Origin of the sequence: Duganella sp. CT11-25, assembly GCF_047302815.1 — a bacterium.
Lineage (GTDB): Bacteria > Pseudomonadota > Gammaproteobacteria > Burkholderiales > Burkholderiaceae_D > Rugamonas.
Genome location: NZ_JBKBFD010000001.1, coordinates 4,694,214 through 4,717,606, shown reverse-complemented (window position 1 = coordinate 4,717,606; position 23,393 = coordinate 4,694,214). Strand labels below are relative to the sequence as shown.

The 23,393-nt window shown below is 66.2% G+C and carries 22 protein-coding genes; 17 read left to right on the top strand and 5 right to left on the bottom strand.

Annotation, left to right across the window (positions count from 1 at the left end; translation table 11 throughout):
* The first annotated feature begins 124 nt into the window (after positions 1 to 124).
* Genes ACEN9F_RS20275 through dapF form a run of 3 tightly spaced genes read left to right on the top strand, consistent with a single transcriptional unit; the run spans position 125 to position 2,725 of the window.
* Positions 125 to 982, top strand: a complete 858-nt coding sequence (locus tag ACEN9F_RS20275) for a lysophospholipid acyltransferase family protein (RefSeq protein WP_413422719.1) — start codon at positions 125 to 127, stop codon at positions 980 to 982.
* Positions 979 to 1,854, top strand: coding sequence for a lipid A biosynthesis acyltransferase (locus ACEN9F_RS20270; protein ID WP_413422717.1), 876 nt, complete (start codon positions 979 to 981; stop codon positions 1,852 to 1,854). The genes ACEN9F_RS20275 and ACEN9F_RS20270 overlap by 4 nt, the downstream gene beginning before the upstream one ends.
* Positions 1,855 to 1,861: 7 nt before the next feature.
* The gene (dapF, locus tag ACEN9F_RS20265; protein WP_413422715.1) at positions 1,862 to 2,725 is read left to right on the top strand and encodes a diaminopimelate epimerase; all 864 of its coding nucleotides are present in this window, start codon (positions 1,862 to 1,864) and stop codon (positions 2,723 to 2,725) included.
* Positions 2,726 to 2,728: 3 nt separating this feature from the next.
* On the opposite strand, the gene ACEN9F_RS20260 is transcribed toward dapF, so the two are convergent.
* The gene (locus ACEN9F_RS20260) at positions 2,729 to 4,312 is read right to left on the bottom strand and encodes a tetratricopeptide repeat protein (protein WP_413422713.1); all 1,584 of its coding nucleotides are present in this window, start codon (positions 4,310 to 4,312) and stop codon (positions 2,729 to 2,731) included.
* Between the two features lie 412 nt (positions 4,313 to 4,724).
* Between ACEN9F_RS20260 and ACEN9F_RS20255 the strand changes: the two genes are divergently transcribed.
* From ACEN9F_RS20255 to ACEN9F_RS20195, 13 genes are all read left to right on the top strand, one after another.
* The gene (locus ACEN9F_RS20255; protein WP_413422711.1) at positions 4,725 to 5,777 is read left to right on the top strand and encodes a porin; all 1,053 of its coding nucleotides are present in this window, start codon (positions 4,725 to 4,727) and stop codon (positions 5,775 to 5,777) included.
* A gap of 135 nt (positions 5,778 to 5,912) precedes the next feature.
* Positions 5,913 to 6,581: a DUF484 family protein gene (locus ACEN9F_RS20250; protein WP_413422709.1), complete on the top strand. Its 669-nt coding sequence runs from the start codon at positions 5,913 to 5,915 to the stop codon at positions 6,579 to 6,581.
* A gap of 11 nt (positions 6,582 to 6,592) precedes the next feature.
* A complete protein-coding gene (xerC, locus tag ACEN9F_RS20245) occupies positions 6,593 to 7,522 on the top strand; it encodes a tyrosine recombinase XerC (protein ID WP_413422707.1) in 930 nt (309 codons plus the stop codon).
* Between the two features lie 144 nt (positions 7,523 to 7,666).
* Complete coding sequence (locus ACEN9F_RS20240) at positions 7,667 to 8,716, top strand: CobW family GTP-binding protein (protein ID WP_413422706.1); 1,050 nt, start codon at positions 7,667 to 7,669, stop codon at positions 8,714 to 8,716.
* A 90-nt stretch (positions 8,717 to 8,806) separates the two neighbouring features.
* Positions 8,807 to 9,253, top strand: coding sequence for an RNA polymerase-binding protein DksA (gene dksA, locus ACEN9F_RS20235; protein ID WP_413422704.1), 447 nt, complete (start codon positions 8,807 to 8,809; stop codon positions 9,251 to 9,253).
* Positions 9,254 to 9,365: 112 nt separating this feature from the next.
* Positions 9,366 to 10,721, top strand: a complete 1,356-nt coding sequence (locus ACEN9F_RS20230; protein WP_413422702.1) for an STAS domain-containing protein — start codon at positions 9,366 to 9,368, stop codon at positions 10,719 to 10,721.
* Between the two features lie 71 nt (positions 10,722 to 10,792).
* Positions 10,793 to 11,335 (top strand): ATP-dependent protease subunit HslV, encoded by a 543-nt coding sequence (hslV, locus tag ACEN9F_RS20225; protein ID WP_413422700.1) that lies wholly within the window; start codon positions 10,793 to 10,795, stop codon positions 11,333 to 11,335.
* On the top strand, positions 11,332 to 12,672 hold the full coding sequence (gene hslU, locus ACEN9F_RS20220) for an ATP-dependent protease ATPase subunit HslU (RefSeq protein WP_413422698.1): 1,341 nt from the start codon (positions 11,332 to 11,334) through the stop codon (positions 12,670 to 12,672). The genes hslV and hslU overlap by 4 nt, the downstream gene beginning before the upstream one ends.
* Positions 12,673 to 12,697: 25 nt before the next feature.
* Positions 12,698 to 12,907, top strand: a complete 210-nt coding sequence (locus tag ACEN9F_RS20215; RefSeq protein WP_413422696.1) for a hypothetical protein — start codon at positions 12,698 to 12,700, stop codon at positions 12,905 to 12,907.
* 158 nt (positions 12,908 to 13,065) lie between these two features.
* The gene (locus tag ACEN9F_RS20210) at positions 13,066 to 13,806 is read left to right on the top strand and encodes a helix-turn-helix domain-containing protein (protein ID WP_413422694.1); all 741 of its coding nucleotides are present in this window, start codon (positions 13,066 to 13,068) and stop codon (positions 13,804 to 13,806) included.
* Positions 13,807 to 13,913: 107 nt separating this feature from the next.
* Positions 13,914 to 16,214 carry a TonB-dependent receptor gene (locus tag ACEN9F_RS20205; protein WP_413422692.1) on the top strand — a complete coding sequence of 767 codons (2,301 nt, stop codon included), beginning with the start codon at positions 13,914 to 13,916 and terminating at the stop codon, positions 16,212 to 16,214.
* Positions 16,211 to 17,230 carry an NAD(P)-dependent oxidoreductase gene (locus ACEN9F_RS20200; RefSeq protein ID WP_413422690.1) on the top strand — a complete coding sequence of 340 codons (1,020 nt, stop codon included), beginning with the start codon at positions 16,211 to 16,213 and terminating at the stop codon, positions 17,228 to 17,230. The genes ACEN9F_RS20205 and ACEN9F_RS20200 overlap by 4 nt, the downstream gene beginning before the upstream one ends.
* A gap of 14 nt (positions 17,231 to 17,244) precedes the next feature.
* Positions 17,245 to 18,546, top strand: a complete 1,302-nt coding sequence (locus tag ACEN9F_RS20195) for a CitMHS family transporter (RefSeq protein WP_413422688.1) — start codon at positions 17,245 to 17,247, stop codon at positions 18,544 to 18,546.
* Here ACEN9F_RS20195 and ACEN9F_RS20190 read toward each other — a convergent pair.
* From ACEN9F_RS20190 to ACEN9F_RS20175, 4 genes are all read right to left on the bottom strand, one after another.
* Entirely contained in the window at positions 18,543 to 19,757 is a 1,215-nt protein-coding gene (locus ACEN9F_RS20190) for a citrate synthase (RefSeq protein ID WP_413422686.1), read from the bottom strand. The two genes, ACEN9F_RS20195 and ACEN9F_RS20190, sit on opposite strands and share 4 nt — an antisense overlap.
* 79 nt (positions 19,758 to 19,836) lie before the next feature.
* The gene (locus tag ACEN9F_RS20185) at positions 19,837 to 20,145 is read right to left on the bottom strand and encodes a DUF4387 domain-containing protein (protein WP_413422684.1); all 309 of its coding nucleotides are present in this window, start codon (positions 20,143 to 20,145) and stop codon (positions 19,837 to 19,839) included.
* Positions 20,142 to 21,566 (bottom strand): acyclic terpene utilization AtuA family protein, encoded by a 1,425-nt coding sequence (locus ACEN9F_RS20180; protein WP_413422682.1) that lies wholly within the window; start codon positions 21,564 to 21,566, stop codon positions 20,142 to 20,144. Before ACEN9F_RS20180 ends, ACEN9F_RS20185 begins: the two co-directional genes overlap by 4 nt.
* Positions 21,567 to 21,637: 71 nt before the next feature.
* Positions 21,638 to 22,537 (bottom strand): LysR family transcriptional regulator, encoded by a 900-nt coding sequence (locus tag ACEN9F_RS20175; RefSeq protein WP_413422680.1) that lies wholly within the window; start codon positions 22,535 to 22,537, stop codon positions 21,638 to 21,640.
* A 102-nt stretch (positions 22,538 to 22,639) separates the two neighbouring features.
* On the opposite strand from ACEN9F_RS20175, the gene ACEN9F_RS20170 reads away from it, so the two are divergent.
* Entirely contained in the window at positions 22,640 to 23,389 is a 750-nt protein-coding gene (locus tag ACEN9F_RS20170; protein WP_413422678.1) for a class II aldolase/adducin family protein, read from the top strand.
* Positions 23,390 to 23,393 lie beyond the last annotated feature (4 nt).

The window sequence follows — 23,393 nt, the reverse complement described above, 5'->3', positions numbered from 1 at the left end:
TCCCGCATCGCAAGTTGTCTATTAACTCAGCGGTTACTACATACGTGGTATTTTACGCTTCTTTGAAAAAATTTGGCGACTGCAACCCCGCCAAACGCTCCTTTATATAGACAAATCAACATTCATGCTTGTTCCCATTTTCCGTTTTCTTTCTATTTTCCCGCTGCCGTTGCTGCACGCGGCAGGCGCCGCGCTGGGCTGGCTGGTGTACCTGAGTTCGCCGTCCTACCGCCGCCGCATGCGCGACAACATGGCCCAGGCCGGCTACGCGCAACACCTGCCGGCGGCCGTGGCCGAAGCCGGCAAAAGCATCGTCGAACTGCCGTTCATCTGGTGCGCCGACCCCAAGCGCGTGTCGCGCCACGCCAGCGATGAGAACTGGGCCATCGTGCAGGCCGAGCTGGACGCCGGCCGCGGCATCGTGTTCCTGACCCCGCACCTGGGCTGCTTTGAAATCGTGGCCCAGGAAATCGCCCTGCGCACCGAGCTGATGGTGATGTACCGCCCGCCGAAAAAGGCCGCGCTGAAACCGCTGATCGAGGGCGCGCGCGCGCGCGACAACCTGCTGCTGGCGCCGGCCACCATGTCCGGCGTGCGCATGCTGGCCAAGTGCCTCAAGAAGGGCAAGCCGATCGGCCTGCTGCCGGACCAGGTGCCGCAGGAAGGCGAAGGCGTGTGGGCCACCTTCTTCGGCCGCGACGCCTACACCATGACGCTGCCGGCCAAGCTGGCGCAGCTGGGCGACGCCACCATCATCGTCACCTACGCCGAGCGCCTGCCGGCCGGCCGCGGCTACGTGATCCGCTTCGTGCCGTTCGACGGCACGCTGGACGGCGACGCCGCGCAGCAGGCGCAGGCGATCAACGGCGCCATGGAACGCCTGATCGCCCGCAACCCGACGCAATACTATTGGAGCTACAACCGCTACAAGGTGCCGGCCGGCATCGACGCCCCGGCGCCGGCGGCGGGAGGCCGGGCATGAAGCTGATGCTGGGATTGATGTGGCTGCTGCACTGGCTGCCCTTGCCGCTGCTGGGCCGCTTCGGCGCCGCCGTCGGCAGCCTGCTGTTCGTGGTGGTGCGCTCGCGCCGCCATATCGCGCTGACCAATTTGCGCCTGTGCATGCCGGAACTGAGCGAGGCCGAGCGCATCGACATCGCGCGCCGCCACTTCCAGGCGTATTCGCGCAGCGTGTGGGAGCGCGGCATCCTGTGGTGGGCCTCGGAAGCCCGCCTGAACCGCCTGATCAGCGTCGAACCGGGCCCGGTGCCGGTGGCGGAGATGACGTCCAGGCCGACCATCCTGCTGTGCCCGCACTTCGTCTGCCTGGACGTGGCCGGCGCCTCGATCGCGATGGTGGCCAGCGCCTCGTCCATGTACGTGACGCAAAAGAACGCCACCTTCGACCAGGTGCTGCGCGCCGGCCGCGCCCGCTTCAAGCCGGTCAAGCTGTTCACGCGCCAGGACGGCATCAAGCCGATCTTGCGCGCGCTGCGCGACAAGCTGCCCTACTTCATGCTGCCGGACATGGATTTCGGCGACAAGGACGCGGAGTTCGTGCCCTTCTTCGGCATCGACGCGGCCACCCTGACGGCCACCGCGCGCATCGCCGCCACCACCGGCGCGCAGGTGATGCCGGTGATCGCCACCTTCCTGCCGAATTACCAAGGCTGGCGTGTGAAATTCTATCCGGTGTGGGACAATTACCCCGGTCCCGACATGGTCGCCGCCACCCGCCGCATGAACGCGTTCATCGAAGAACGCGTGCGCGAGGCGCCGGCTGAATATTTCTGGACGCACAAACGCTTCAAGACGCGGCCGAATGGCGAACCTTCGCTGTACCGTAAAAACTAAGTCACCCATGAAACTCAAATTCACCAAAATGCATGGCGCCGGCAACGACTTCGTCGTGATCGACGGCATCAACCAGGACATCCACTTCACGCCGGCGCAATGGCGGCTGCTGGGCGACCGCCGCTTCGGCGTCGGCGCCGACCAGATCCTGCTGGTGGAGAAGCCGACCCGGCCGGGCTGCGATTTCCGCTACCGCATCTTCAACGCCGACGGCGGCGAAGTCGAACAGTGCGGCAACGGCTCGCGCGCCTTCGTCAAGTTCGTCTCGGAAAAAGGCCTGACCGACCAGCGCAGCATCACCGTCGAAACCAAGGCCGGCGTGATCGCGCCGCGCCTGGAACCGGACGGCAGCATCACCGTGGACATGGGCGCGCCGGTGCTGGAGCCGGCCCGCGTGCCGTTCGACGCCGAGGGCTTGCAGGGCGTGGCGCAAGGCGCCGATACGCTGTGGCCGCTGGTGCTGGAACTGGGCGGCGCCAAGGAGAGCGTGCTGATTTCCGTGGTGTCGATGGGCAATCCGCACGCGGTGCAGATCGTCGACGACGTCGAGACGGCGCCGGTGGAGCTGACCGGTCCGCTGATCGAGCACCATGCGCGCTTCCCGAACCGCGTCAACGCCGGCTTCATGCAGGTCATCGACCGCCGGCACGTGAAGCTGCGCGTGTTCGAGCGCGGCGTCGGCGAAACCCTGGCCTGCGGCACCGGCGCCTGCGCCGCCGCCGTGGCCGGCATCCGCCGCGGCCTGCTCGACAGCCCGGTGCGCATCGATGCGCGCGGCGGCCGGCTGGCCATCAGCTGGGCCGGCGAAGGCCAGCCGGTGTGGCTGACCGGGCCGGCCGTGACCGTGTTCGAGGGCGAGATCGAACTGTAAGTCCTAGGCGGCCAGCAGGTCGTCGTCGGCCGCGCCCACCGGCAGCCAGGTCTTGAGCCGGTACAGGCGCTGGCGGTAGTTGCCTTCCAGCCCGTCCGGGCCGCTGTCGATTTCCTCGAACAGGCGCACGATGCGGTCCAGCGCCTGGCGCTCGCGGGCCGTGCGCAGCAACACCAGGCGGCGCTTGCTGCGGCCGTAGCTGGCGCGGATGTCGACCACCAGGCAATGGCCCTGGTCGGCCGCCTTCACATCCAGCAGCAAGGCTTCCGCCCGGCTCAGGCCGAACAGCGACGCCAGTTCCAGCCGGGCCGCCAGCAGCGGCTGGCTTTCCAGCAATTCCCGCGTCAGGCAGGCCAGGATGCTGGCGATCCAGCCCGATTCCTTGGGCGCGGCGGCGATGCGCGCCAGCGCCGTTTCCGCCTCCCCGCAGCCCTGGGCCGCGGCTTTCTGCAACCAGTAGGCGGCGCGCACGTCGCTCTGCTCTTCGGCGCGGCGGTTGCGCCAGGCGTACATGCCGCACTCCAGCTGGGCGCCGCAATGGCCCATTTCCGCCGCCCGCTCCAGGTAGGCTTGCGCCTCGGCCACGCAGCGCTGCGAAAATTCCGGTTTCAGATAAATGCGCGACAGCGCGAACCAGGCTTCCGCCAGGCCCTGCTCGCCGGCCAGGGTCAGCCAGCGGATCGCCCGCTTGAAGTTGACGGCGGCGATGCCGTTGCTCTGGCGCCGGCCCTCGCTGTCCATGCGCGCGAACCACAGGCCCAGCGCCAGCTGGGCGTTGCGCTCGCCGCCATGCGCGGCCAGCTCGCGGCACTGCTGCAGCTGGGGATCGCGCGATTCCGCATCGAACAGCTCCGGATCCCTTTCCTGCAAGTCGAGCAGCTCGGCGCAGCGCGCCAGCAAGCTCAGTTGCTGCGGCCCCGGCAGCCAGTCGGCCAGGCGGGCGGCTTCGGCGTCGGCCGGCGCATCGGCCAGTTGCTGGCGCAGCAGCGGCCGCGCCTGTTGCAAAAACGCTACGTGGTCATCCTGCCACAGCTGCTCCAGCAGCGCGTACTGGGCCGCCGCCATACCGTTGTCGGCGCGCCACGGTTGGCGCGTGACGGGACGGGCCGCGAGCACGCCTCCCGGCCGCGCGTTGCGGCCGGCCGGCGCCGGCGGCGGCGGCCGGCCGCCGGACTGGTGCGCCAGCATCCACTGGGCTTCCGGCGAGCCGGCGCGCGCGGCCGATTCCAGCGCCTGCTGCGCCTTGTTGCGTAAATGGGACGTATCGTGCGGCGCGGCCGGCTGCAGCACCAGTTGCGCCAGCACCAGCCCGGCGTGTTCGATGCCGGCGTCGTAGGCGCGCTCGTACCAGGACAGCACGCCCGGCAGGCAGTGTTGCGCGTACTCGTAGGGGATGTGGCCGCCGATCAGCAGCCATGCCTCTTCCTGCTCCTGCAAGGCGGCACGGTTCAGCCAGTGCAGCGCGGTCGGCATGTTCAGCGGCAAGCTGGCGCCGCCGAACAAGTACAGCTTGCCCAGCGCCAGTTGGCAGACCGCGTCTCCGGCACGGGCGCCCCTGATGATCCCTAACTCTTCTCGATTTGCCATCGTTTCACTATGAATGTGATTCTGCGAAGCGGGTGGCGTCACTGTGCGGTCTGCGGCGCCCTATGTTTCTCAGTGTAGCGTGCGATCCGCGCCACACCATAAACAATATGCGCGCCGGCTTGATTTGGCACAAGCGAGGTCCCCCGTGTTGGCCTGTACGCTAGAGCTATTTTGATGCCTCAGTGAAAGGAAATCATGCATGGCGGCGGGCGAATGGCTTGCCAAACAAGCGTTTCAAAAATACAACAGGAAGCCCGGATTCTGAAGCTTTCGACCAAAACAAGCCGTCACAAACGACCATTCCAACGACTTTGACCCAGCGAGCAATTAAGGTCTTACCAACTGATGGTCAGAACGCGGCCTTGCAGGTTTGGGATGTTTGTACGACTCACTTAAAAAAGGAATAACTCAAATGAAAAAATCTTTAGTGGCTCTGGCACTCATGGGCGCGTTTTCCGCCGCATATGCGCAGTCGTCCGTGACCATCTACGGCACTTTGGATGCAGGGGTTTCCAGGCGTACAGATACCGACCTCACCGCGGTCGGCAAACGAGACAACAACAAGCTGGGCTTCCGCGGCGTCGAGGACCTGGGCAGCGGCCTGAAGGCGCTGTTCCAATTGGAAATCCGCTACGAGCCGGACACCGGCGTCATCGAAAGCACCACCCGTCCGCTGTTCCAGGGCCAGAGCCGCGTCGGCCTGCAGGGCGACTTCGGTACCATCCGCCTGGGCCGCGGCCTGACGGCGTTCCAGGAAACCAGCACCGCCTATGAGCCATGGAGCGGCATGCCGGCCGTGGCCGGCTACCAGACCGACCTGCAAGTGGCCGGCTACACCAGCGATCCGCTCAGCCCCGCCGGCAACTCGGCCAACCGCTTCTCCAACGCGATCTTCTACAACACCCCGGTGATCGCCGGCGTGTTCCAGCTCAACGTCACGGTGGCCACCAAGGACGCCAACAACAACCCGGCCATCGTCGGCCGCGGCACCGCCGCCGCGCCGCAGTTCCCGGCCAACACCATGGCGCAAGTGTCGCCGTACTCGCTGAGCGCGACCGTCGGCCAGGGTCCGTACTCGATCTACGCCGCCTACGAGCGCAACGCGGTGGAAACCAAGCTGTGGTCGATCGGCGCCTCGATCAAGCCGATTCCCGCCTTGAAACTGATGGGTTCCTACCAGCGCCAGGACCAGGACAACAGCGTCCTGATCAACCCGATCACCAAGGCCTGGCTGATCGGCGCCAACTACTCGGTCGGCGCCGGCCTGGTGCGTGCCGGCTACGGCCAGAAGACGCCGGACAACGTGCTCAACAGCCCGGCCATCGCCAAGACCAAGCAGTTCTCGCTGGGCTACGACTACAACCTGTCGCCGCGCACCTACCTGTATGTGGACGGCGCCCGCAAGAAGATCACGCCGGCGGCCACCTTCAATTACTACAGCCTCGGTATCCATCACAACTTCTAAGCCTGAGCAGCGCAGTCGGCAAGAACTGCATGCGTGAGTTGGGGAATGGCGGGCATGGGCAACCATGTCCGTTTTTTTTCGTTTAGAATGCCATTGCACCCAACCCCGCTCTTAGACTCAGATAAAAGTACCTCAATGACCGCCCCACTGGATTCCACACTCGTCGCGCAATACCTGACCGATCACCCGCATTTCTTTGAAGAGCATGCTGACTTGCTGGGCGAAATCAAACTGGCCAGCCCGCTGACGGGACGCGCCGTGTCGCTGCAAGAGCGCCAGATGGAAGTGTTGCGCGATAAATACAAAACGCTGGAACTGCGCATGAGCAACCTGATGCGCCTGGCCTCGGAAAACGAAGCGATCGCCAACAAGTTCCACCACTGGACCAAGGTGCTGCTGGAAGCGGAAGATGTCGGCTCGATGCCGCACTCCGTGGTCAGCGGCCTGAAAAACAGCTTCGACGTGCCGCAGGTGACGCTGCGCATCTGGGACACCGCGCCCGACTACGCCGGCGAATGGTTCGTCAACGGCGTGTCGGAAGATGCGCGCATCTTCGCCAACAGCCTGCTGGCGCCGTATTGCGGCACCAACAAGGACTTCGAAGCGGTGCGCTGGCTGGACGACGCCTCCGGCATCACCTCGACCGTCATCATCCCGCTGCGCAAGCCGGGCAACAAGAACGCCTTCGGCCTGCTGATCCTCGGCTCGCCGGACCCTGCCCGCTTCACCTCGCTGATGGCGACCGACTTCCTGGTCCACATCGGCGAAACCTCCAGCACCGCCCTGGCCTGGCTGCTGGCCTGAGGCCCGTCCCCATGAGCGCCGATCCGGACAGCAAACTGGCCTGGATCGACGCCTACCTGGCCCACCTGCGCGGCGAACGCCGGCTGTCGCCGCACACCACCGCCGCCTACGCGCGCGACCTGCGGGAGCTGGCCCGGCTTTCCGCCGGCCAGGACTGGACCCAGCTCGACCATTTCGCCGTCCGCCGCCTGACCGCCAAGCTGCACGCGCAGCAACTCGACCCGCGCTCGATCGCCCGCAAGCTGTCGAGCTGGCGCGGCTTTTTCAACTGGCTGGGCGGCCAGGTCGCGCTGGCGGCCAATCCGGTGCAGGGCGTGCGCGCGCCCAAGCGCGCCAGGACCCTGCCGCGCGCGCTGTCGGTGGACGACGCCGTGCAGCTGGTGGCGCCGTCGCGCCCGCGCGCCGGCGCCGAGCCCGCCGAGCTGTGCAACCGCGCCATGTTCGAACTGCTGTATTCCAGCGGCCTGCGGGTGTCCGAGCTGGCCGGCCTCGACCTGACGCCGCGCAAGGACGCGCTGGGCTGGGTCGAGTTCGGCAACCGCGAGGTGATCGTCACCGGCAAGGGCAACAAGCAGCGCACGGTGCCGGTCGGCGCGGCCGCGCTGGCGGCGCTGCAAGCCTGGGTCGCCGTGCGGCCGGCGCCGCGGGACGGCAGCGACGCCCTGTTCCTCAGCACGCGCGGCACCCGGGTCTCGCCGCGCGTGATCCAGCAGCGGCTGCAGGCCCACGGCGTGGCCAACGGCGCGCCGGTGCACGTGCACCCGCACATGCTGCGCCACTCGTTCGCCTCGCACGTGCTGCAATCGTCGGGCGACCTGCGGGCGGTGCAGGAAATGCTGGGCCATTCCAGCATCAGCTCGACCCAGGTCTATACCTCGCTGGACTTCCAGCGCCTGGCCGAGGTGTACGATAAGGCCCATCCGCGCGCCAAGCTAAAGTAGAGATTCGCGGCTTAGCGAGACGCGTGCTGATATTGCTCAATCGGACGAATTGCTAGCGCCGGACAAATTCCGGCATAATCGCCCGATTGCATTTACGCATTTGATCCCCATATGGGGACTCCCCACCACAGAATGGCACGCATCATGGCATTGATACCCACCACCATCCTGACCGGCTTCCTGGGCGCCGGCAAGACCACCTTGCTCAACCGCATCCTGCAGGAAGACCACGGCATGCGCATCGCCGTCATCGAGAACGAGTTCGGCCAGGAAAACATCGACAACGAAATCCTGGTCCAGGACAGCGGCGAACAGATCGTCGAAATGAACAACGGCTGCATCTGCTGCACCGTGCGTGGCGACCTGATCGTGGCGCTCGGCAGCCTGGCGCAAAAGCGCGAGGCCGGCGAGATCCAGTTCGACCGCGTCGTCATCGAGACCACCGGCCTGGCCAATCCGGGCCCGGTGGCGCAGACCTTCTTCGTCGACGAAGAAGTGGGCACTCACTACATGCTGGACGCCGTGGTCACCGTGGTCGACGCCCGCCACGCGATGGATCAGCTGGACCAGCACGAGGAAGCCCAGCGCCAGGTCGGTTTCGCCGACAAGATGCTGCTGTCCAAGACCGACCTGGTCAGCGCCGGGCAGGTGGCCGAGCTGACCGCCCGCCTCAAGCGCATCAACCCGCGCGCGCCGATCAGCACCTCCGATTTCGGCCGCGCGCCGATCTCCGACGTGCTGGACCTGAAGGGTTTCAACCTGAACGACAAGCTGGAACTGGACCCGGACTTCCTGGAAACCGACCAGGCCCACGACGACGACCACGTGCACGATGAGCATTGCGGCCACCACCACCACGATCACGGCCACCACGACCACCATCACGCCCACCACAGCGACGACATCGCCGCCTTCGTGTTCAAAAGCACGCGGCCGTTCGACACCGCCAAGCTGGACGAGTTCCTCGGCGGCCTGGTGAATGTCTATGGTCCTCGCATGCTGCGCTACAAAGGCGTATTGTTGATGAAAGACGCCGACCGCAAGGTGGTGTTCCAGGGCGTACACCAGATCATGGGCAGCGATCTGGGGGCAAAATGGGGAGAAAACGACGTTCGTGGCAGCAAAATGGTGTTTATCGGTAAAAATCTGCCGAAAGATATCTTTATTAGCGGATTAGAACAATGTCTGGTATAAACTATCCGGGTTTTGTGGGGATGGCTAAAAAACCACAAAACCCGGGCTGATTAATTTGAAAACTCTGTCGTATCGAAGGTAAGCGAAGTTATGACCAAAACTAATAAATCGACCCCCGCCGCCGCCGACCGCATCCTGACCGAAGAAGAAATTCTGAAGATGGATGAGAAGGATTATATGAATCCGGCGCAAATGGCATTTTTCAAAGCCAAGCTGCAGCAGCTTGAAAAAGAGCTGTTGAAAAACGCCGGCGAAACCACCGAACACCTGCGCGAAACCGTGCTGGTGCCGGACCCGGCCGACCGCGCCACCATCGAAGAGGAACACGCGCTGGAACTGCGCACCCGCGACCGCGAACGCAAGCTGCTGAAGAAAGTCCAGCAATCCATCGTCGCCATCGACGGCGGCGACTATGGCTGGTGCGAAGAGACCGGCGAACCGATCGGCATCCCGCGCCTGATCGCGCGTCCGACCGCCACGCTGTCGCTGGAAGCGCAACAGCGCCGCGAACTGAAGCAAAAGCTGTACGGCGACTAAGCAGCGCCCGCCACTCAAAAAGCACGCGTCTGAACACCGCGTGCTTTTTTTACGTGGTTTTGCAATTCCATCCCATTCGTAATGCGGAAAACGGTTTTCCTTCCGCTACACTATGCTGCAATACGATAACGAGGTCAGCGTGGGATTGTTCTCCATCTTCAAGAAAACCGACGCGCTAGCGCCGCTCACCGACGACGAAGCGGCGCGGCTGGCCGCCAACAGCGAAGCGGAACGCGCCAGCCAGCAGGCGCGCCAGCGCGAGATCGCGCGCGCCACGGCGATGAAGATCGACGCCATCGAATCGGCGATGACCTTCGACATCTTCAACCAGCCGGAGCCGGCCTGGGGCAGCCAGCGCGCCGCCCGCCCGGCCCGCGCGCGCCAGGCCGCCGGCGGCGGGCCGGACACCCAGGCCCTGCTCGACCTGCCCACCACCTTGCTGCTGCGCGACGAGGACATGCCGCAGCAGGCGGTGGCGGCCGAGAGCGCGCCAGTGGTGGAGGAAATCGCCATCCTGTACGCCAACGCCCAAAGCGCCGTGGCCCAGCAGCTGCTGACGGCCGCCGTGGCCGACAGCGGCAGCAAAGGCGGCGGCCAGGACCGCAGCATCTGGTGGATGCTGTTCGACCTGTACCAGGTCAGCGGCCAGCAAGACCTGTTCGACAACCTGTCGATCGACTACGCCAGCACCTTCGAGACTTCGCCGCCGCCGTGGAACGCGCCGGCCATGCTGGCGGCCGCCTCGCCGGACTGGGCCGGCGTGACGCCGACCGAATCGTTCGCCGGCGTGCTGGACCAGCACATCGCGCCGCAGCTGGAGCGGCTGCGCCAGCTGGCCGACGGCAGCCCGGTGCTGCGGCTGGAATTCGGCCGCGTCAGCGCCATCGAGGCGGACGGCTGCATGCTGCTGCTCGACGCGCTGCGCAAGCTGCAGGCCCAGCAGCGCGAACTGATCCTGGTCGACGCCGCCGGGCTGGCCGCGCAGATCCGCGCCGGCATCGCCATCGGCCGCCGCGACGATACCGAGGCGCCGTGGCTGCTGTTGCTGGAGCTGCTGCAGCTGCTCAACCGCGAAAAGGAATTCGAGGAAATCGGCATGGACTATTGCGTCACCTTCGAGGTGTCGCCGCCGTCGTTCGCCGCCCCGCTCAAGGTCGCCACGGCGGCGGCCCAGCACGTGGCCGCCTCGCCGGACCGCTTCATGCTGCCGCCGGTGATCGAAAACCAGCTGGGGCCGGTGCTGCCGTCCATCCTGCACTATGCTGATCAATATCAGACGCTGGTGTTTGACTGCTCGCGCCTGACGCGCATCGACTATGCTTGTGCTATCCAGTTGCATGCGAACCTGCAGGCGCTGGCCGGCGACGGCAAGAAGATCGAATTCCGCGACGTGAACCATCTGGTCACCGCACTGTTGAGATTGCTAGGCTACCCCAACATCGCCAGAATTTATCCCCACAAGTACTAAATCTTGCAATTCCGGTTTCCAGCCCCACTTTTCAGTCTTGAGGCAGTCTGCGTCACTACTTTGAGGTAACTATGGAACAATTTCACGGCACCACCATCTTGTGCGTGCGCCGCGGCAAGGACGTCGCGCTGGGCGGCGACGGCCAGGTTACGCTGGGCAACATCGTCATGAAGGGCACGGCCCGCAAGGTGCGCAAGGTCTACCAGGGCAAGGTCCTGGTCGGTTTCGCCGGCGGCACCGCCGACGCCTTCACCCTGCTCGACCGCTTTGAAGGCAAGCTGGAAAAACACCAGGGCAACCTGCTGCGCGCCTCGGTCGAGCTGGCCAAGGACTGGCGCACCGACCGCGTGCTGCGCCGCCTGGAGGCGATGCTGCTGGTGGCCGACAGCGAGTCGACCCTGGTCATCACCGGCAACGGCGACGTGCTGGAGCCCGAAGACGGCGTCGGCGCGATCGGCTCGGGCGGCACCTACGCCCAGTCCGCCGCCAAGGCGCTGGTGGAGAACACGGAACTGTCGCCTGCGGAAATCGTCAAAAAATCACTGACCATCGCCGGCGAGTTGTGCATCTACACCAACTTGAACCACATCATCGAAACACTGGATCCAGCATGAACATGACTCCGCAGGAAATCGTCGGCGAACTCGACAAGCATGTGGTCGGCCAGGGCAAGGCCAAGAAGGCGGTCGCCATCGCGCTGCGCAACCGCTGGCGGCGCCAGCAGGTCGAGGAACCGCTGCGCCATGAAATCACGCCGAAAAACATCCTGATGATCGGCCCGACCGGCGTCGGCAAGACCGAGATCGCGCGCCGCCTGGCCAAGCTGGCCGACGCGCCCTTCATCAAGATCGAGGCCACCAAGTTTACCGAGGTCGGCTATGTCGGGCGCGACGTCGACACCATCATCCGCGACCTGATCGACATCGGCGTCAAGCAGACCCGCTCGGCCGAGATGGCCAAGGTGCGGGCGCGCGCCGAGGACGCCGCCGAAGACCGCGTGCTCGACATCCTGCTGCCGCCGGCGCGCGACTTCGGCTTCACGCAGTCGGCGCCGGGCGACGCGCCGAAGGAAGGCGACGCCACCCGCCAGACCTTCCGCAAGCGCCTGCGCCAGGGCGAACTGGACGACAAGGAAATCGAGATCGAACTGGCCGAGACCGGCCCGCAGATGGAAATCATGGCGCCGCCCGGCATGGAGGAAATGACCGAGCAGATCAAGTCCATGTTCTCCGGCATCGGCGGCGCGCGCAAGAAGGCGCGCAAGGTCAAGATCAAGGAAGCGATGAAGGTGCTGATCGACGAGGAGGCCGCCAAGCTGGTCAACGACGACGAGATGAAGCAGAAGGCGATCCAGAACGTCGAGCAGAACGGCATCGTGTTCCTCGACGAGATCGACAAGATCGCCACCCGCTCGGAAGTGGGCGGCGCCGACGTCTCGCGCGCCGGCGTGCAGCGCGACCTGCTGCCGCTGGTCGAGGGCACCACCGTCAACACCAAGTACGGCATGATCAAGACCGACCACATCCTGTTCATCGCGTCGGGCGCCTTCCACCTGGCCAAGCCGTCGGACCTGATCCCGGAGCTGCAGGGCCGCTTCCCGATCCGGGTCGAGCTGGAGTCGCTGTCGATCGCCGATTTCGAGCGCATCCTGACCAGCACCGACGCCTGCCTGACCAAGCAGTACGAAGCCTTGCTGGCGACCGAGAACGTCAAGATCGAGTTCGCGCCGGAGGGCATCACCCGGCTGGCGGAAATCGCCTACTCGGTCAACGAGCGCACCGAGAACATCGGCGCGCGCCGGCTGTACACGGTGATGGAAAAGCTGCTGGAAGAACTGTCCTTCACGGCCAGCGAAGACAGCGGCAAGGTGATCGTCATCGACGCCGCCTATGTCAACGCGCGCCTGGATGCGCTGGCGGTCAACGAAGACCTGTCGCGGTATGTGCTGTAATCCGGTGCGCTAAGGAGCGGACGGCATGGCGAACAAGGCTTTGTCCACGCGGCAGAAGATGACGATACGCGTCGAGCCGTCGCAGAAACCGCCGCGCAATCCGGTGGCGGTGGCGGCCAAGGCGCGCGCCGGCGGCGCCGGTCCGCACGCCAAGCCGCACGCCACGGACCGCCAGGCCGCCAAGCGCCTGCTGGCGAAGATCAAGCTGAAACCGGATCCGGAGGAAAAGGGGTGACCCCTTCGCCGGACGCCTGTGATGGCGCCCGCGCTCGGGGAGATGAGCGTAGTCTGCCCTGCTTGCGCGCGATGTACTAATAGATTATTCCAAGAGCTGATTTTCGCCCCATGAGGTATCGTGTTACGATACCTTTTGTTTTTTTACCAAGGCGAAATATGAGCTCACCGGAATTGCTGCTGCAAGTGCTGCGGACCCAGATGCGGGCCGCCGGCGTCACCTACAAAATGCTGGCCGAGCGGATCGCGATGAGCGAATCGAGCGTCAAGCGCATGTTCGGCCAGCAGGATATGTCGCTGTCGCGGCTGGCGCAGATCTGCAAGGCGGCCGGGGTGGCGATGGAAGACGTGCTGCGCGGTGCCGCCGACGCCACGCCGCAGGCCGACGCGCTGACGCTGACGCAGGAAAAATCGCTGCTGGCCAATCCGCATCTGCTGCTGATGGCGATCTGCTGCTTGGGCCACTGGACCGTGGAGCAGGTGCTGGAAACCTACGACCTGGGCGAACCCGAATGCATCATGCTGCTGGCCGAGCTGGACCGCCTGGGCGTGATCGAACTCAAGCCGATGAACCGCTACCGCCTGCGCGTCTCGAACGCCTTCCGCTGGCTGCCGGACGGCCCGGTGCAGCAATTCTTCCGCGAGCACGCGGTGCACGACTACTTCGGCGGCAGTTTCGACGGCGCCGGCGAAACATTGCTGTGCCTGCCTGCCCGGCTGTCGCAGCCCAGCGCGCAGGAACTGGTGGCGCGCATCCAGCAGCTGGCGGCCGAACTGGCGCGCCTGCACCAGGCCGACCGCCGCCTGGCGCCCCAGGAACGCGACGGCTTCACCCTGCTGGTCGGCTTCCGCTCATGGGAATTCGCCGCCTTCACCGCCCTGAGACGCCACCCCGCCTGAGCCGCCGGCAGCACTCCTGATTCTCGAGTTGACGAAAACTATCAAGATTGACTTCAGTCAATCCATACAATAGTCTCATCAACACACATAAAAATCAGGAGACAACCATGAACCCTCTACGCCGCAAGCCGCTGGTGGCGGCCATACTCGCCGCCCTTCCCCTGTCCGCCCTGGCGCAAGCCGGATCCGACACCGCCCCGCCCGCCGAACGGGGCACGCTGGACACCGTCGTCATCACCGCCACCAAGCGGCCGCAGATCATGCAGGACGTGCCGCAAACCATCAGCGTGTTTTCGGAAAAAAACATCAAGGACACCGGCGCCAAGGATTTCGCCGGCCTGGTCAACTCGATGGCCGGCGTCGAGCTGCGCCAGGAGCAAGGCGGCCAGGGCGGCGTGGCGGTGCGCGGGATTTCCGAGCTGAACATGATGAACCTGTATGGCGGCACCGGCTCGGCCACCGGCATGTACCTCGATGAAATGCCGCTCAGCTCGGCCGGCCGCTTCCCCGCGCTGGGCGCGTTCGACATGCAGCGCGTCGAGGTGCTGAAGGGACCGCAGGGCACGCTGTTCGGCGAGGGTTCGCTGGCCGGCACCGTGCGCTTCATCGCCAACAAGCCCAGGTTCAACAAGGCCGCCGCGGCGTTCGAAGGCAGCGCCGCCAAGACCGAAGACGGCGCCCGCAGCGACGCCACCAACCTGATGGTCAACCTGCCGCTGGGCGAGAATGCCGGCATGCGCGTGGTCGCCTACAACCGCAACGACGGCGGCTACATGGACGCCCGCATCACCGACGGCAAGCAGGTGTACCGCACCATCAAGGACGCCAACGGCGAGCGCAGCACCGGCGGCCGCCTCCTGCTGCGCGCCGAGCCGTCGAGCGACCTGACGCTCAGCGCCGTGCTGGTGAGCAACGACTCCCGCAACGGCATCCGCAGCCGTGGCGCCAGCGTCGACACCGGCTCGTTCTCGACCCCGGAATCGCAGCGCGACAAGCTCACCTCCTGGAACCTGACCGCCGAATACAGCGCCGGCCTTGCCGACGTCGTCGCCAGCGTCTCGCGCATGGAGCGCAAGATCACCGCCGACACCGACCAGTCGCAATCGATCGACACCATCGGCGGCGCGCTGGAGCAACTGGCGCCGCTGGCCCGGATGCTGGGCGTGGCCTGGGTGCCGAACCTGACCGCGGTACACAGCATCCACAACTACGACGCCACCGCCAACACGCTGGAACTGCGGCTGGTCTCCAACAAGGAATCGCGCCTGAAGTGGACCGTGGGCTTGTTCCACAAGAAAACCGACACCCTGCATGCGGCCGACGCCGACTCGATACCGGCCGTGCCGGCCGCCAGCTGGCAGGCGATCACCTCGGCGCTCAGCGATGGCCAGCTGGCGATCGGCAAGGCGCAGCGCGTCGTCTCGACCTCGGCCATCAAGCAGAACGCCGTGTTCGGCGAAGTCTCGCACGACCTCACCGGCCAGTGGCAGTTGCTGCTGGGCGGCCGCTACTTCAAGGAAACCCGCAGCTCGCTGGCGACCTGGGACAGCGCGTTCGCCGTGCTCAGCGGCGGCCTGCCGCCCGGCTCGTCGACCACCAAGGCCAGCTCCTCGCTGTTCAACCCCAAGCTCACGGCCAGCTACAAATGGACGCCGGACATGCTGGCGTACGCGACCTACAGCAACGGCTTCCGCAGTGGCGGCCAGAATGAATTCCTGCTGTTCACCCCGACCGCCGCGCCCGACTTCAGGCCGGAAACGCTGACCAACCAGGAACTGGGCCTGAAGACCACGCTGTTCAACAACACCGTCATGTTCAACGTCTCGGCCTACAGCATGAAATGGAAGGACTTGCAGCAGATCGTGCAGCAGGGCATAGGCGGCGTCGGCAAGGCCATCGGCAACGTCGGCAGCGCGCACAGCAACGGCGCCGACCTGGACGTCAAGTGGATGCCGACCCGGCAGTTGCAGATCGACTTCGCGCTGTCGCTGCTCAAGGCCACGCTCGACAACGACGTCGTGCTGGCCCCCAGCGCCGGCGGCGTGACCGTCCCGGAAGGCACGGCCATCCCCGGCACCACCCGCCACACGTTCAGCCTGGGCGGCAGCTACCGCCTGCCGCTGGGGCCCGGCCTGACCGGCTTTGCCGGCGGCCGCGTATCGCAGCGCGGCCATTTCATTTCCGACCTGCGCCACTACCAGGACCGCAGCAACGGCAGCACCACCGTCGACCTGCGCGCCGGCGTCGAGGCGAAGAACTGGCAGCTGTACGCCTTCATGGACAACGCCACCAACCAGCAGGTGGCGGTGCGCCAGGACTTCGATGGTCCCGACCTGTATTCCGGCAAGCAGAATTATTTCTGGGCGCGCCCGCGCACCATCGGCCTCAACCTGCGGGTGGGCCTATGAGCGGGAGCAAGCGCCGCGTCGTGGTCACCCAGCGCTTCTTTGACGCCGCCGCCATCGCCTATCTGGAAGCCGCGCGGTGCGAGGTCGAGATCGCCGAACTGGCGCCGGGCCAGGCCGACGGCAACCTGGCGCCGGCCCGGCTGCACGCGCTGCTGGACGGCGCGGCCGGCTGGATCGTCGGCCATGCGACGGTCGGCGACAGCCTGCTGCGGCCGCTGCCGCAACTGCAGGTGATCGCCCGGCGCGGCGTCGGCTACGAGCGGCTCGACCTCGACGCCATCCGCGCGCTGGGCAAGGTGGCCACGGTGGCGGTGGGCGGCAACGACGCCTGCGTCGCCGACCGCGTGCTGGCCATGATGCTGGCGCTCGGCCACCGGCTGCGCGCATCGCATGAACGCATGGAGGGCGGCAACTGGACCATCCTGCCGGGCACCGACGTGTACGGGAAGAAGATCGGCATTGTCGGCCTGGGCCGCATCGGCCGCGGCGTGGTGCGGCGTCTGTCCGGCTTCGACGCCCGCATCTTCGCCAGCGTGCCGCATCCGGACCTGGCCTACGGCCAGCGGCACGGCATCAGCTACGTCGGCATCGAAGCGCTGCTGGAACAATGCGATTATGTATCTTTGCACGCACCGCTGACGCCGGCCACGCGCCACCTGATCGACGCGGCGGCGCTGCGCCGCATGCAGCCGGAAGCGTTCCTGATCAACACCGCGCGCGGCGGCCTGGTGGACGACCGCGCGCTGCTGGCCGCGCTGGCCGCCGAACGGCTGGCCGGCGCCGGACTGGACGTGTTCGAGAGCGAGTCCGATCCGGCCTGCCACGACGTAACGCGGGCGCTGCTGGCGATGCCGAACGTGGTGGCCACGCCGCATTCGGCCGCTTCGACGCGCGAAGGCCTGGCGCGCACCAATATGCTGGCGGCGCAATGCGTGGTCGCGGTGCTCGACGGCACCGCGCCGCCGCCGGACTGCGTGATCGCCGGCGGCCGGCCGCAAGCGGCACAACAAAGATAACCACGGAGAAGTTTATGCTTGCACTACTGGGTTTCGCGATGATCGGCACCTTCATGCTGCTGATCATGACGCGCAAAATGTCGGCGGCCGTCGCCCTGCTGCTGATACCCATCGTTTTCGGCGCGCTTGCAGGCTTCAGTCCGCAGCTGGGAAAAATGGTCGGCGAAGGCATCACGCAGGTGGCGCCGATCGGCGTCACGCTGATGTTCGCGGTGCTGTATTTCGGCCTGATGCTGGACGTCGGCCTGTTCGATCCGCTGACCCGCGCCATGGTGCGGCGGGTCGGCAACGATCCGCTGCGCATCGCGCTCGGCACCACGCTGGTGTCGACGATGGTCGCGCTGGACGGCGACGGCACCAGCACCGCGCTGGTGGTGATCGGCGCCTTCCTGCCGATCTACCAGCGGGTCGGCATGAACCCGCTGATGCTGCTGACCCTGCTGGGCCTGAGCAATTCCATCATGAACATGACGCCATGGGCGGGGCCGGTGGCGCGCGCGGCCAGCGCGCTGCACCTCGATCCCAACGACATCTTCCTGCCGATGCTGCCGACCATGGGCATCGGCCTGCTCGGCGTCTTCGGCCTGGCCTGGCATTTCGGCCGCAGGGAACGGCGCCGGCTGGGCTACGACGCCGGCGCCGCCCAGCCGCTGTCGGTGCCGTCCACGGCGGCCGAGATCGACGGCGTGCGCGGCGGCCGCTGGCGGCGCGTCGCCAACGTGCTGCTGACCGTGCTGGTGCTGGCGATGGTGCTGACGCGCGCGGTACCGCTGTCGGTCGCGTTCATGGTGGCGTCGGCGCTGGCCCTGATGCTCAACTTCCATTCGCCGAAGGAGCAGAACGCGCGCCTCGCGGCCCATGCCCACAACTGCTTCTTCATCATGCTGCTGATCCTGTGCGCGGGCGCCTTCACCGGCATCCTCAACGGCACCGGCATGGTCGACGCCATGGGCCAGGCCCTGATCGCCATGATCCCGGCGCGGGCCGGCCCCTACATGGGCATCGTCACCGGGCTGCTGTCGATGCCGCTGACCTTCCTGATGTCCAACGACGCCTATTACTTCGGCGTGCTGCCGATCCTGGCCAAGACCGCCGCGGCCTATGGCGTGCCGGCGGTGGAAGTGGCGCGCGCTTCGCTGGTGGGGATCCCGGTCCACACGCTGAGCCCGCTGATGGCGTCGCTGTACCTGGTGACGGCCATGCTGCAGCTGGAGATCGGGCCGGTGCAACGCTTCGCGATGAAGTGGGCGGTGCTGTGCTCGCTGGTACTGATCGTGGCGGCCGTGCTGACCGGCGCGCTGGCCCTGCCTAGCTAGGGCAACGGGCCGCGGTAGTTGACGTTCTGCCGCTTCAACTCGCTGCCCTGGTATTGCTCGATCACGTGGGCGATCCAGCCGGCGGCGCGGCCCAGATGGAAGATCGATACGCGCGAGCCGATGCCGGTCAGCTGGGCGGCGACAATGCAGGCCATCGCGAAGCTCGGCTCGCGGTCGACGATTTCCTTGGCGGTCGAGATCGCCTCCTTGACGCGCAGGTAAGCGGCGTCCCGCGCGAAGGCCTGGTCGCAGAAGCCCAGCAGCGCGCGGGCGCGCGGATCGCCCTGCGGATACACGTTGGAATCGAAACCGGTCAGCTCCTCGCTGGCGCGGAAGCGGCGCACGATGACGCCGCGCGGATCGTCGCTGGCGATGACCTCGCCCACCAGCCGGCCGATCGAATCAAAACTGTTCAACTTGCTTTGCCGGCCCATGGTCACGGCCATGCCGCCGATCAGCGCGCGCCACGGCGTGACGCCGCTGCTGGCCAGCGAACGCACCACCATCGCGCCCGGCTCGAAGCCGTGATCGGCCGACAGCACCAGGATACGGCGCACGATCTCCGCCCCCAGCGGCGACAGCTGCAGATGGCGGGCGACAAACAAATGAATGGCTTCGGCACTGGGCAGCGGCGCGCCCACCGTGATCGCGGCCAGCCAGCGCAGGATGTCGGCGCCGCTGCGCGCCATGCCGGCGTGCGACAGGTCGTAGGCGCGCGGATTGGCTTCCTCCAGCAGCGGAAACAGCGCGGTGGCGCGGTTGATCTGGCTCTCGTTGCGCAGCAGCTGGTCCAGCGCCGGCCAGATCGCCGGCGCCTGCGGCGCCTTGTCGAGGAAGGTTTCCTGCTCGTCCTTGCCCCACAACAGCGAGGCGACCGTCTCCAGCGATGCATGCTCGGCCAGCTCGGCCGCATTCTGGCCCCGGTAGAACAGGGCGTCTTCGGTGATCAGGGTGATTTCGCTGTCGTGGGAGAAAAGCACGCCGGCCGTCCTGGCCGGGGTCTTCCTGGTGCGCAGCTGTTCGATGTCGGCCTTCCAGTACAGCCGCTGGCGGCTGCCGGGAACCGCCTTGGTGCGCAAGCCCTTGCGGCTGACGTAGGCGTACAGCGTCTGGGCGCTGACGCCCAGCAATTGCATGGCGTCCGCCGCCGTCAGGTATTCCGGCTGCGGCGAATGCGCGAGGCCCTGCGTTGTGCTTGCGGTGTCAGCCATGGTCATCGTTCAGGTCTTTGCAAGCTGACCATTCTAAACGATCCTGACGGCAAGGCAAAGCGCAGGGCCGGCGGGTTTCCTATTGCAGTTCGATGCCCAGCAGGCGCACGTACTGCTGGCCGCTGTGCATGTCGCGCTCGACCTGGCCGCCCTGGACGCCGGCGCGCGGATAGGACACCTTGAGCACGTTCAGCTCGGGCACCGGGTAGTGCCTGACCATCGCCGCGTCGCCCCCGTAGGCGGCGGCGATCGCGTCCGGGCCGATGGCCGCGCTGGCGTGGTAGCGTTCGAAACTGTCCCGGCTGTCGAAGAAGAAATCGATGGTGACCCAGAACGGCCCGGCGTTCTTGGAGCGGATGTGGCGGCATACTTGCTGTAGTGTGGTCATGCTGCTGGTCCTTGTTCTTGCGCTGCTGGGTCCTGCGACAGGTCGATCCACTCGGTGCGTACCAGTTCCATCGGATCGCTGGTTTCCACCACGTGGTTCAAGACAAACTCATAGACCCGCCCGCGCTCGATATCGGCCGGCGAGAACGCGAAGCCGTAGCTCGGCAATTCCGTGCCCATCTTCAACGGGAAATGGAAGAACCACGGGTTGCAGGCCTTGGCGATATCGGTCGCCATTTCCTGCGTGGCGGCGGTGGCGACGAACAGCACGCCGACTTCGCGCGGCGCCGGCGTGCCGGCCGGCGGCTTCAGGCCCGACACCGCGTTCCAGCCGTAGAAGCGCAGCGAAATATGGTAGTCGCCGGCCGCCGCGCCGATGGTGCTGGCCACGCGCAGGTTCAGCGCCGCCAGGAACTTGTCGTGGAATTCATCCAGGTTGGCCAGCACGTCCGGCTGCTCGATGCCGACCAGCATCACGGTCTGGAACGGTCCGGCGGCGGCCCCCTCCAGCTTCATCGTGTACGGCTTCGGCTCCCACCTGGAGCCGGTGACGCGCACGCTGCGTTCGTTGAGCTGCGCATAGCGCGCCTGCGTCACGTTCAGCACGCCGCCCGGCTCGACCAGCAGGAAGGGATCGCTGTTCTCGTACAGCATATGGGCCGACACGCTGTCCGGCTCGCAATGGTTGGACAGGCTCAAGGGCTCGACATCGAAGCTGTCGGCGCCGATGCGTATCAGCACGCCGGCGCTGGCGACAGGATTGACCGTGCACTGCCCGCCGCACTCGCCGATCTTGCCCGCGTGCCAGGCCAGCCCGGCCGGCGCGCCGCGCATCAGCGGCACCGCCGCCAGCACCGCCGTGTCGGTGGTGCGTCCACCCAGCACGATGTCGGCGCCGGCCTCCAGCGCGGCGATGTAGGGCTCCGGCCCCATCGCTGCGACGATGTGTTCGCAGGAATCGATCATCTCGTCGGTCATCGGCCCGACCACCGACAGCGCGCGGATCTTGCCTTCGGCGTTTTTACGCTTCAGCACTTCCTTGCTCTGCTCGGAATACAGCAGCGCGATGCGTGGCCTCAGCTTCAGCTCGCGCGCCACTTCGACCGCGATATCGCGCGTCCAGTCGACGCCGGCATCGCCGCCGGCCTGGCCGCAGGAGCCGATCAGCAGCGGTATGCCTTTCTCGGCCTGGGCCGCCATCAGGATCAGCAGGTCGCGCTTGACCGCCTCGCGGTTATTCTTGGACATGCCCAGCGCCAGGTAGGCGGCGCCGCTGTCGGTCGAACCGGCGTCCGATGCGATCACGTCCGCGCCCTGCTCCAGGCCGTAGCGCACCTCGTCGGCGCGCACGCCGGCGCCCAGCGAACCTACCGGGACCAGCAATGTGACGCTGGGACCAGCGCCGGTTTTGACCACCATCATGAGCTCCTTGATTGATTAACAGTTGACACTATCTTTCATGTGAATATTCGTGTCAATATTGATTTAATCAGTCAAGCCTTGAACGATAGCGCCGCCGCCTGCAGCAAATCCTTGGCCCGCAAGGCCAGCGAGGACAGATAGCCTTCGCGCCACACCAGGCCGATCGGGCAGCGGATATATTCCGAATCGATAGGCAACATCACCACGTTGGACGGCAGGCTGGCCGGCGAGACCGAATGCGGATTGACCATGCTGGCCAGCGGCAGCCGCGACACCGCCATCAGCAGCGCGGCCTGGTTGTTGGACTCCACCACGATGCGCGGCAGCGCCATGCCGTGCAGCGCGAAGACGCGCTCCATCTGCTTGCGCGCAAACTCGTGCGGGGTCGAGCCGGCCCAGGCGCAATCGGCCAGCTCGGCCATCGTCACGCTGGCCCGCGCCGCCAGGGGGTGATCGCGGTTGACCACCAGCCGGTAGCTGTCGTCGATCAGGTGGCGGGACGCCAATCCGGGCGGCAGTTGCTCCCGCATCGGCATCAACGCCAGCTCGATCTCGCGCTGGGCGACGGCGGCCAGCAGTGCATCGCTGAAGCCGGAAGTAAAACTGATGCGCGCCACCGGCCGCTCCTCGATCAGGCGCGGCAGCAGGGTGTCGAGCGCGAAGTCGGCGCCGGCCGGGGTACTGCCGATGCGCAGCACGCCGGCGCTGCCGTTGCCCAGGTCGCGCGCCTCCTGCAGCGCATCGTCCAGGTCCTGCGTCAGCGCGCGGCTGCGCGCCAGGAAGGCGCGCCCGGCCTCGGTCGGTTCGGCGCCCTGGCTGGTGCGCACCAGCAGCGGCACGCCGACGCGGCGCTCCAGCCGCTGGATGGCCTTGGTCAGCGCCGGCTGCGTCACGCCCAGGCGCTCGGCCGCGCGCGCCATGCTGCCGGCGCCGGCCACGGCGACAAAATAAGCAAGGTCGTCTTCCAGCATGGATATTCCTATTGGTTATAGAGAAACGCCGTTATGGTTATTTCATTTTATCGCCTAACGCGCAGATGATCGGGTTTCCACCATCACACCAAAGGAGACGCGATGCAAAACGATGAACGCTACAGCCCGGAGGAATGGGCCGCCCGCACCGACCTGGCGGCCGCCTACCGGCTGGTCGCCCTGTTCGGCTGGGACGACCTGGTATTTACCCACCTGTCCTGCCGGGTGCCCGGCGAGCCTGGCCATTTCCTGATCAATCCCTACGGCTATCTGTTCGACGAGATCACCGCGAGCAGCCTGGTCAAGATCGACTACCAGGGCCGCAAGGTGGCCGACACGCCGCACAACGTCAATCCGGCCGGCTTCTCGATCCACAGCGCAGTGCACGCCGGCCGCCCCGACGCCCATTGCGTGATGCACACCCATACCATCAACGGCTGCGCGGTGGCGGCCCAGGCCGGCGGCCTGCAACCCTTGTCGCAGCAATCGCTGTTCGTGTTGGCCTCGCTGGGTTATCACGACTACGAAGGGGTGGCGCTGACCGAAGAAGAGAAGCCGCGCCTGGTCGAGCATCTGGGTGAAAACAACTTCCTGATGCTGCGCAACCACGGCTTGCTGACGGTCGGCGCCAGCGTGGCGGACACCTTCCTGGCGATGTATGTGTTCGAGGCGGCGTGCGCGGTGCAGGTGCGGGCGATGGCGGGCGGCGCCAGGCTGCAGCCGATTCCGTCGGCGGTCGTGACCGGCATCGCGGCCCAGGCCCGGCAGGTCACGCGCGGCCTCGGCGGCGCGCTGGCCTGGCCCGGCCTGCTGCGCCGGCTGGACCGCATCGACACCGGCTTCCGCAGCTAAACCA

Bases quoted from the DNA above. Each gene is read 5' to 3' on its own strand.
- ACEN9F_RS20275 (WP_413422719.1), top strand. From the start codon at position 125: ATGCTTGTTCCCATTTTCCGTTTTCTTTCTATTTTCCCGCTGCCGTTG.
- ACEN9F_RS20270 (WP_413422717.1), top strand. From the start codon at position 979: ATGAAGCTGATGCTGGGATTGATGTGGCTGCTGCACTGGCTGCCCTTG.
- dapF (WP_413422715.1), top strand. From the start codon at position 1,862: ATGAAACTCAAATTCACCAAAATGCATGGCGCCGGCAACGACTTCGTC.
- ACEN9F_RS20260 (WP_413422713.1), bottom strand. From the start codon at position 4,312: ATGGCAAATCGAGAAGAGTTAGGGATCATCAGGGGCGCCCGTGCCGGA.
- ACEN9F_RS20255 (WP_413422711.1), top strand. From the start codon at position 4,725: ATGAAAAAATCTTTAGTGGCTCTGGCACTCATGGGCGCGTTTTCCGCC.
- ACEN9F_RS20250 (WP_413422709.1), top strand. From the start codon at position 5,913: ATGACCGCCCCACTGGATTCCACACTCGTCGCGCAATACCTGACCGAT.
- xerC (WP_413422707.1), top strand. From the start codon at position 6,593: ATGAGCGCCGATCCGGACAGCAAACTGGCCTGGATCGACGCCTACCTG.
- ACEN9F_RS20240 (WP_413422706.1), top strand. From the start codon at position 7,667: ATGGCATTGATACCCACCACCATCCTGACCGGCTTCCTGGGCGCCGGC.
- dksA (WP_413422704.1), top strand. From the start codon at position 8,807: ATGACCAAAACTAATAAATCGACCCCCGCCGCCGCCGACCGCATCCTG.
- ACEN9F_RS20230 (WP_413422702.1), top strand. From the start codon at position 9,366: ATGCTGCAATACGATAACGAGGTCAGCGTGGGATTGTTCTCCATCTTC.
- hslV (WP_413422700.1), top strand. From the start codon at position 10,793: ATGGAACAATTTCACGGCACCACCATCTTGTGCGTGCGCCGCGGCAAG.
- hslU (WP_413422698.1), top strand. From the start codon at position 11,332: ATGAACATGACTCCGCAGGAAATCGTCGGCGAACTCGACAAGCATGTG.
- ACEN9F_RS20215 (WP_413422696.1), top strand. From the start codon at position 12,698: ATGGCGAACAAGGCTTTGTCCACGCGGCAGAAGATGACGATACGCGTC.
- ACEN9F_RS20210 (WP_413422694.1), top strand. From the start codon at position 13,066: ATGAGCTCACCGGAATTGCTGCTGCAAGTGCTGCGGACCCAGATGCGG.
- ACEN9F_RS20205 (WP_413422692.1), top strand. From the start codon at position 13,914: ATGAACCCTCTACGCCGCAAGCCGCTGGTGGCGGCCATACTCGCCGCC.
- ACEN9F_RS20200 (WP_413422690.1), top strand. From the start codon at position 16,211: ATGAGCGGGAGCAAGCGCCGCGTCGTGGTCACCCAGCGCTTCTTTGAC.
- ACEN9F_RS20195 (WP_413422688.1), top strand. From the start codon at position 17,245: ATGCTTGCACTACTGGGTTTCGCGATGATCGGCACCTTCATGCTGCTG.
- ACEN9F_RS20190 (WP_413422686.1), bottom strand. From the start codon at position 19,757: ATGGCTGACACCGCAAGCACAACGCAGGGCCTCGCGCATTCGCCGCAG.
- ACEN9F_RS20185 (WP_413422684.1), bottom strand. From the start codon at position 20,145: ATGACCACACTACAGCAAGTATGCCGCCACATCCGCTCCAAGAACGCC.
- ACEN9F_RS20180 (WP_413422682.1), bottom strand. From the start codon at position 21,566: ATGATGGTGGTCAAAACCGGCGCTGGTCCCAGCGTCACATTGCTGGTC.
- ACEN9F_RS20175 (WP_413422680.1), bottom strand. From the start codon at position 22,537: ATGCTGGAAGACGACCTTGCTTATTTTGTCGCCGTGGCCGGCGCCGGC.
- ACEN9F_RS20170 (WP_413422678.1), top strand. From the start codon at position 22,640: ATGCAAAACGATGAACGCTACAGCCCGGAGGAATGGGCCGCCCGCACC.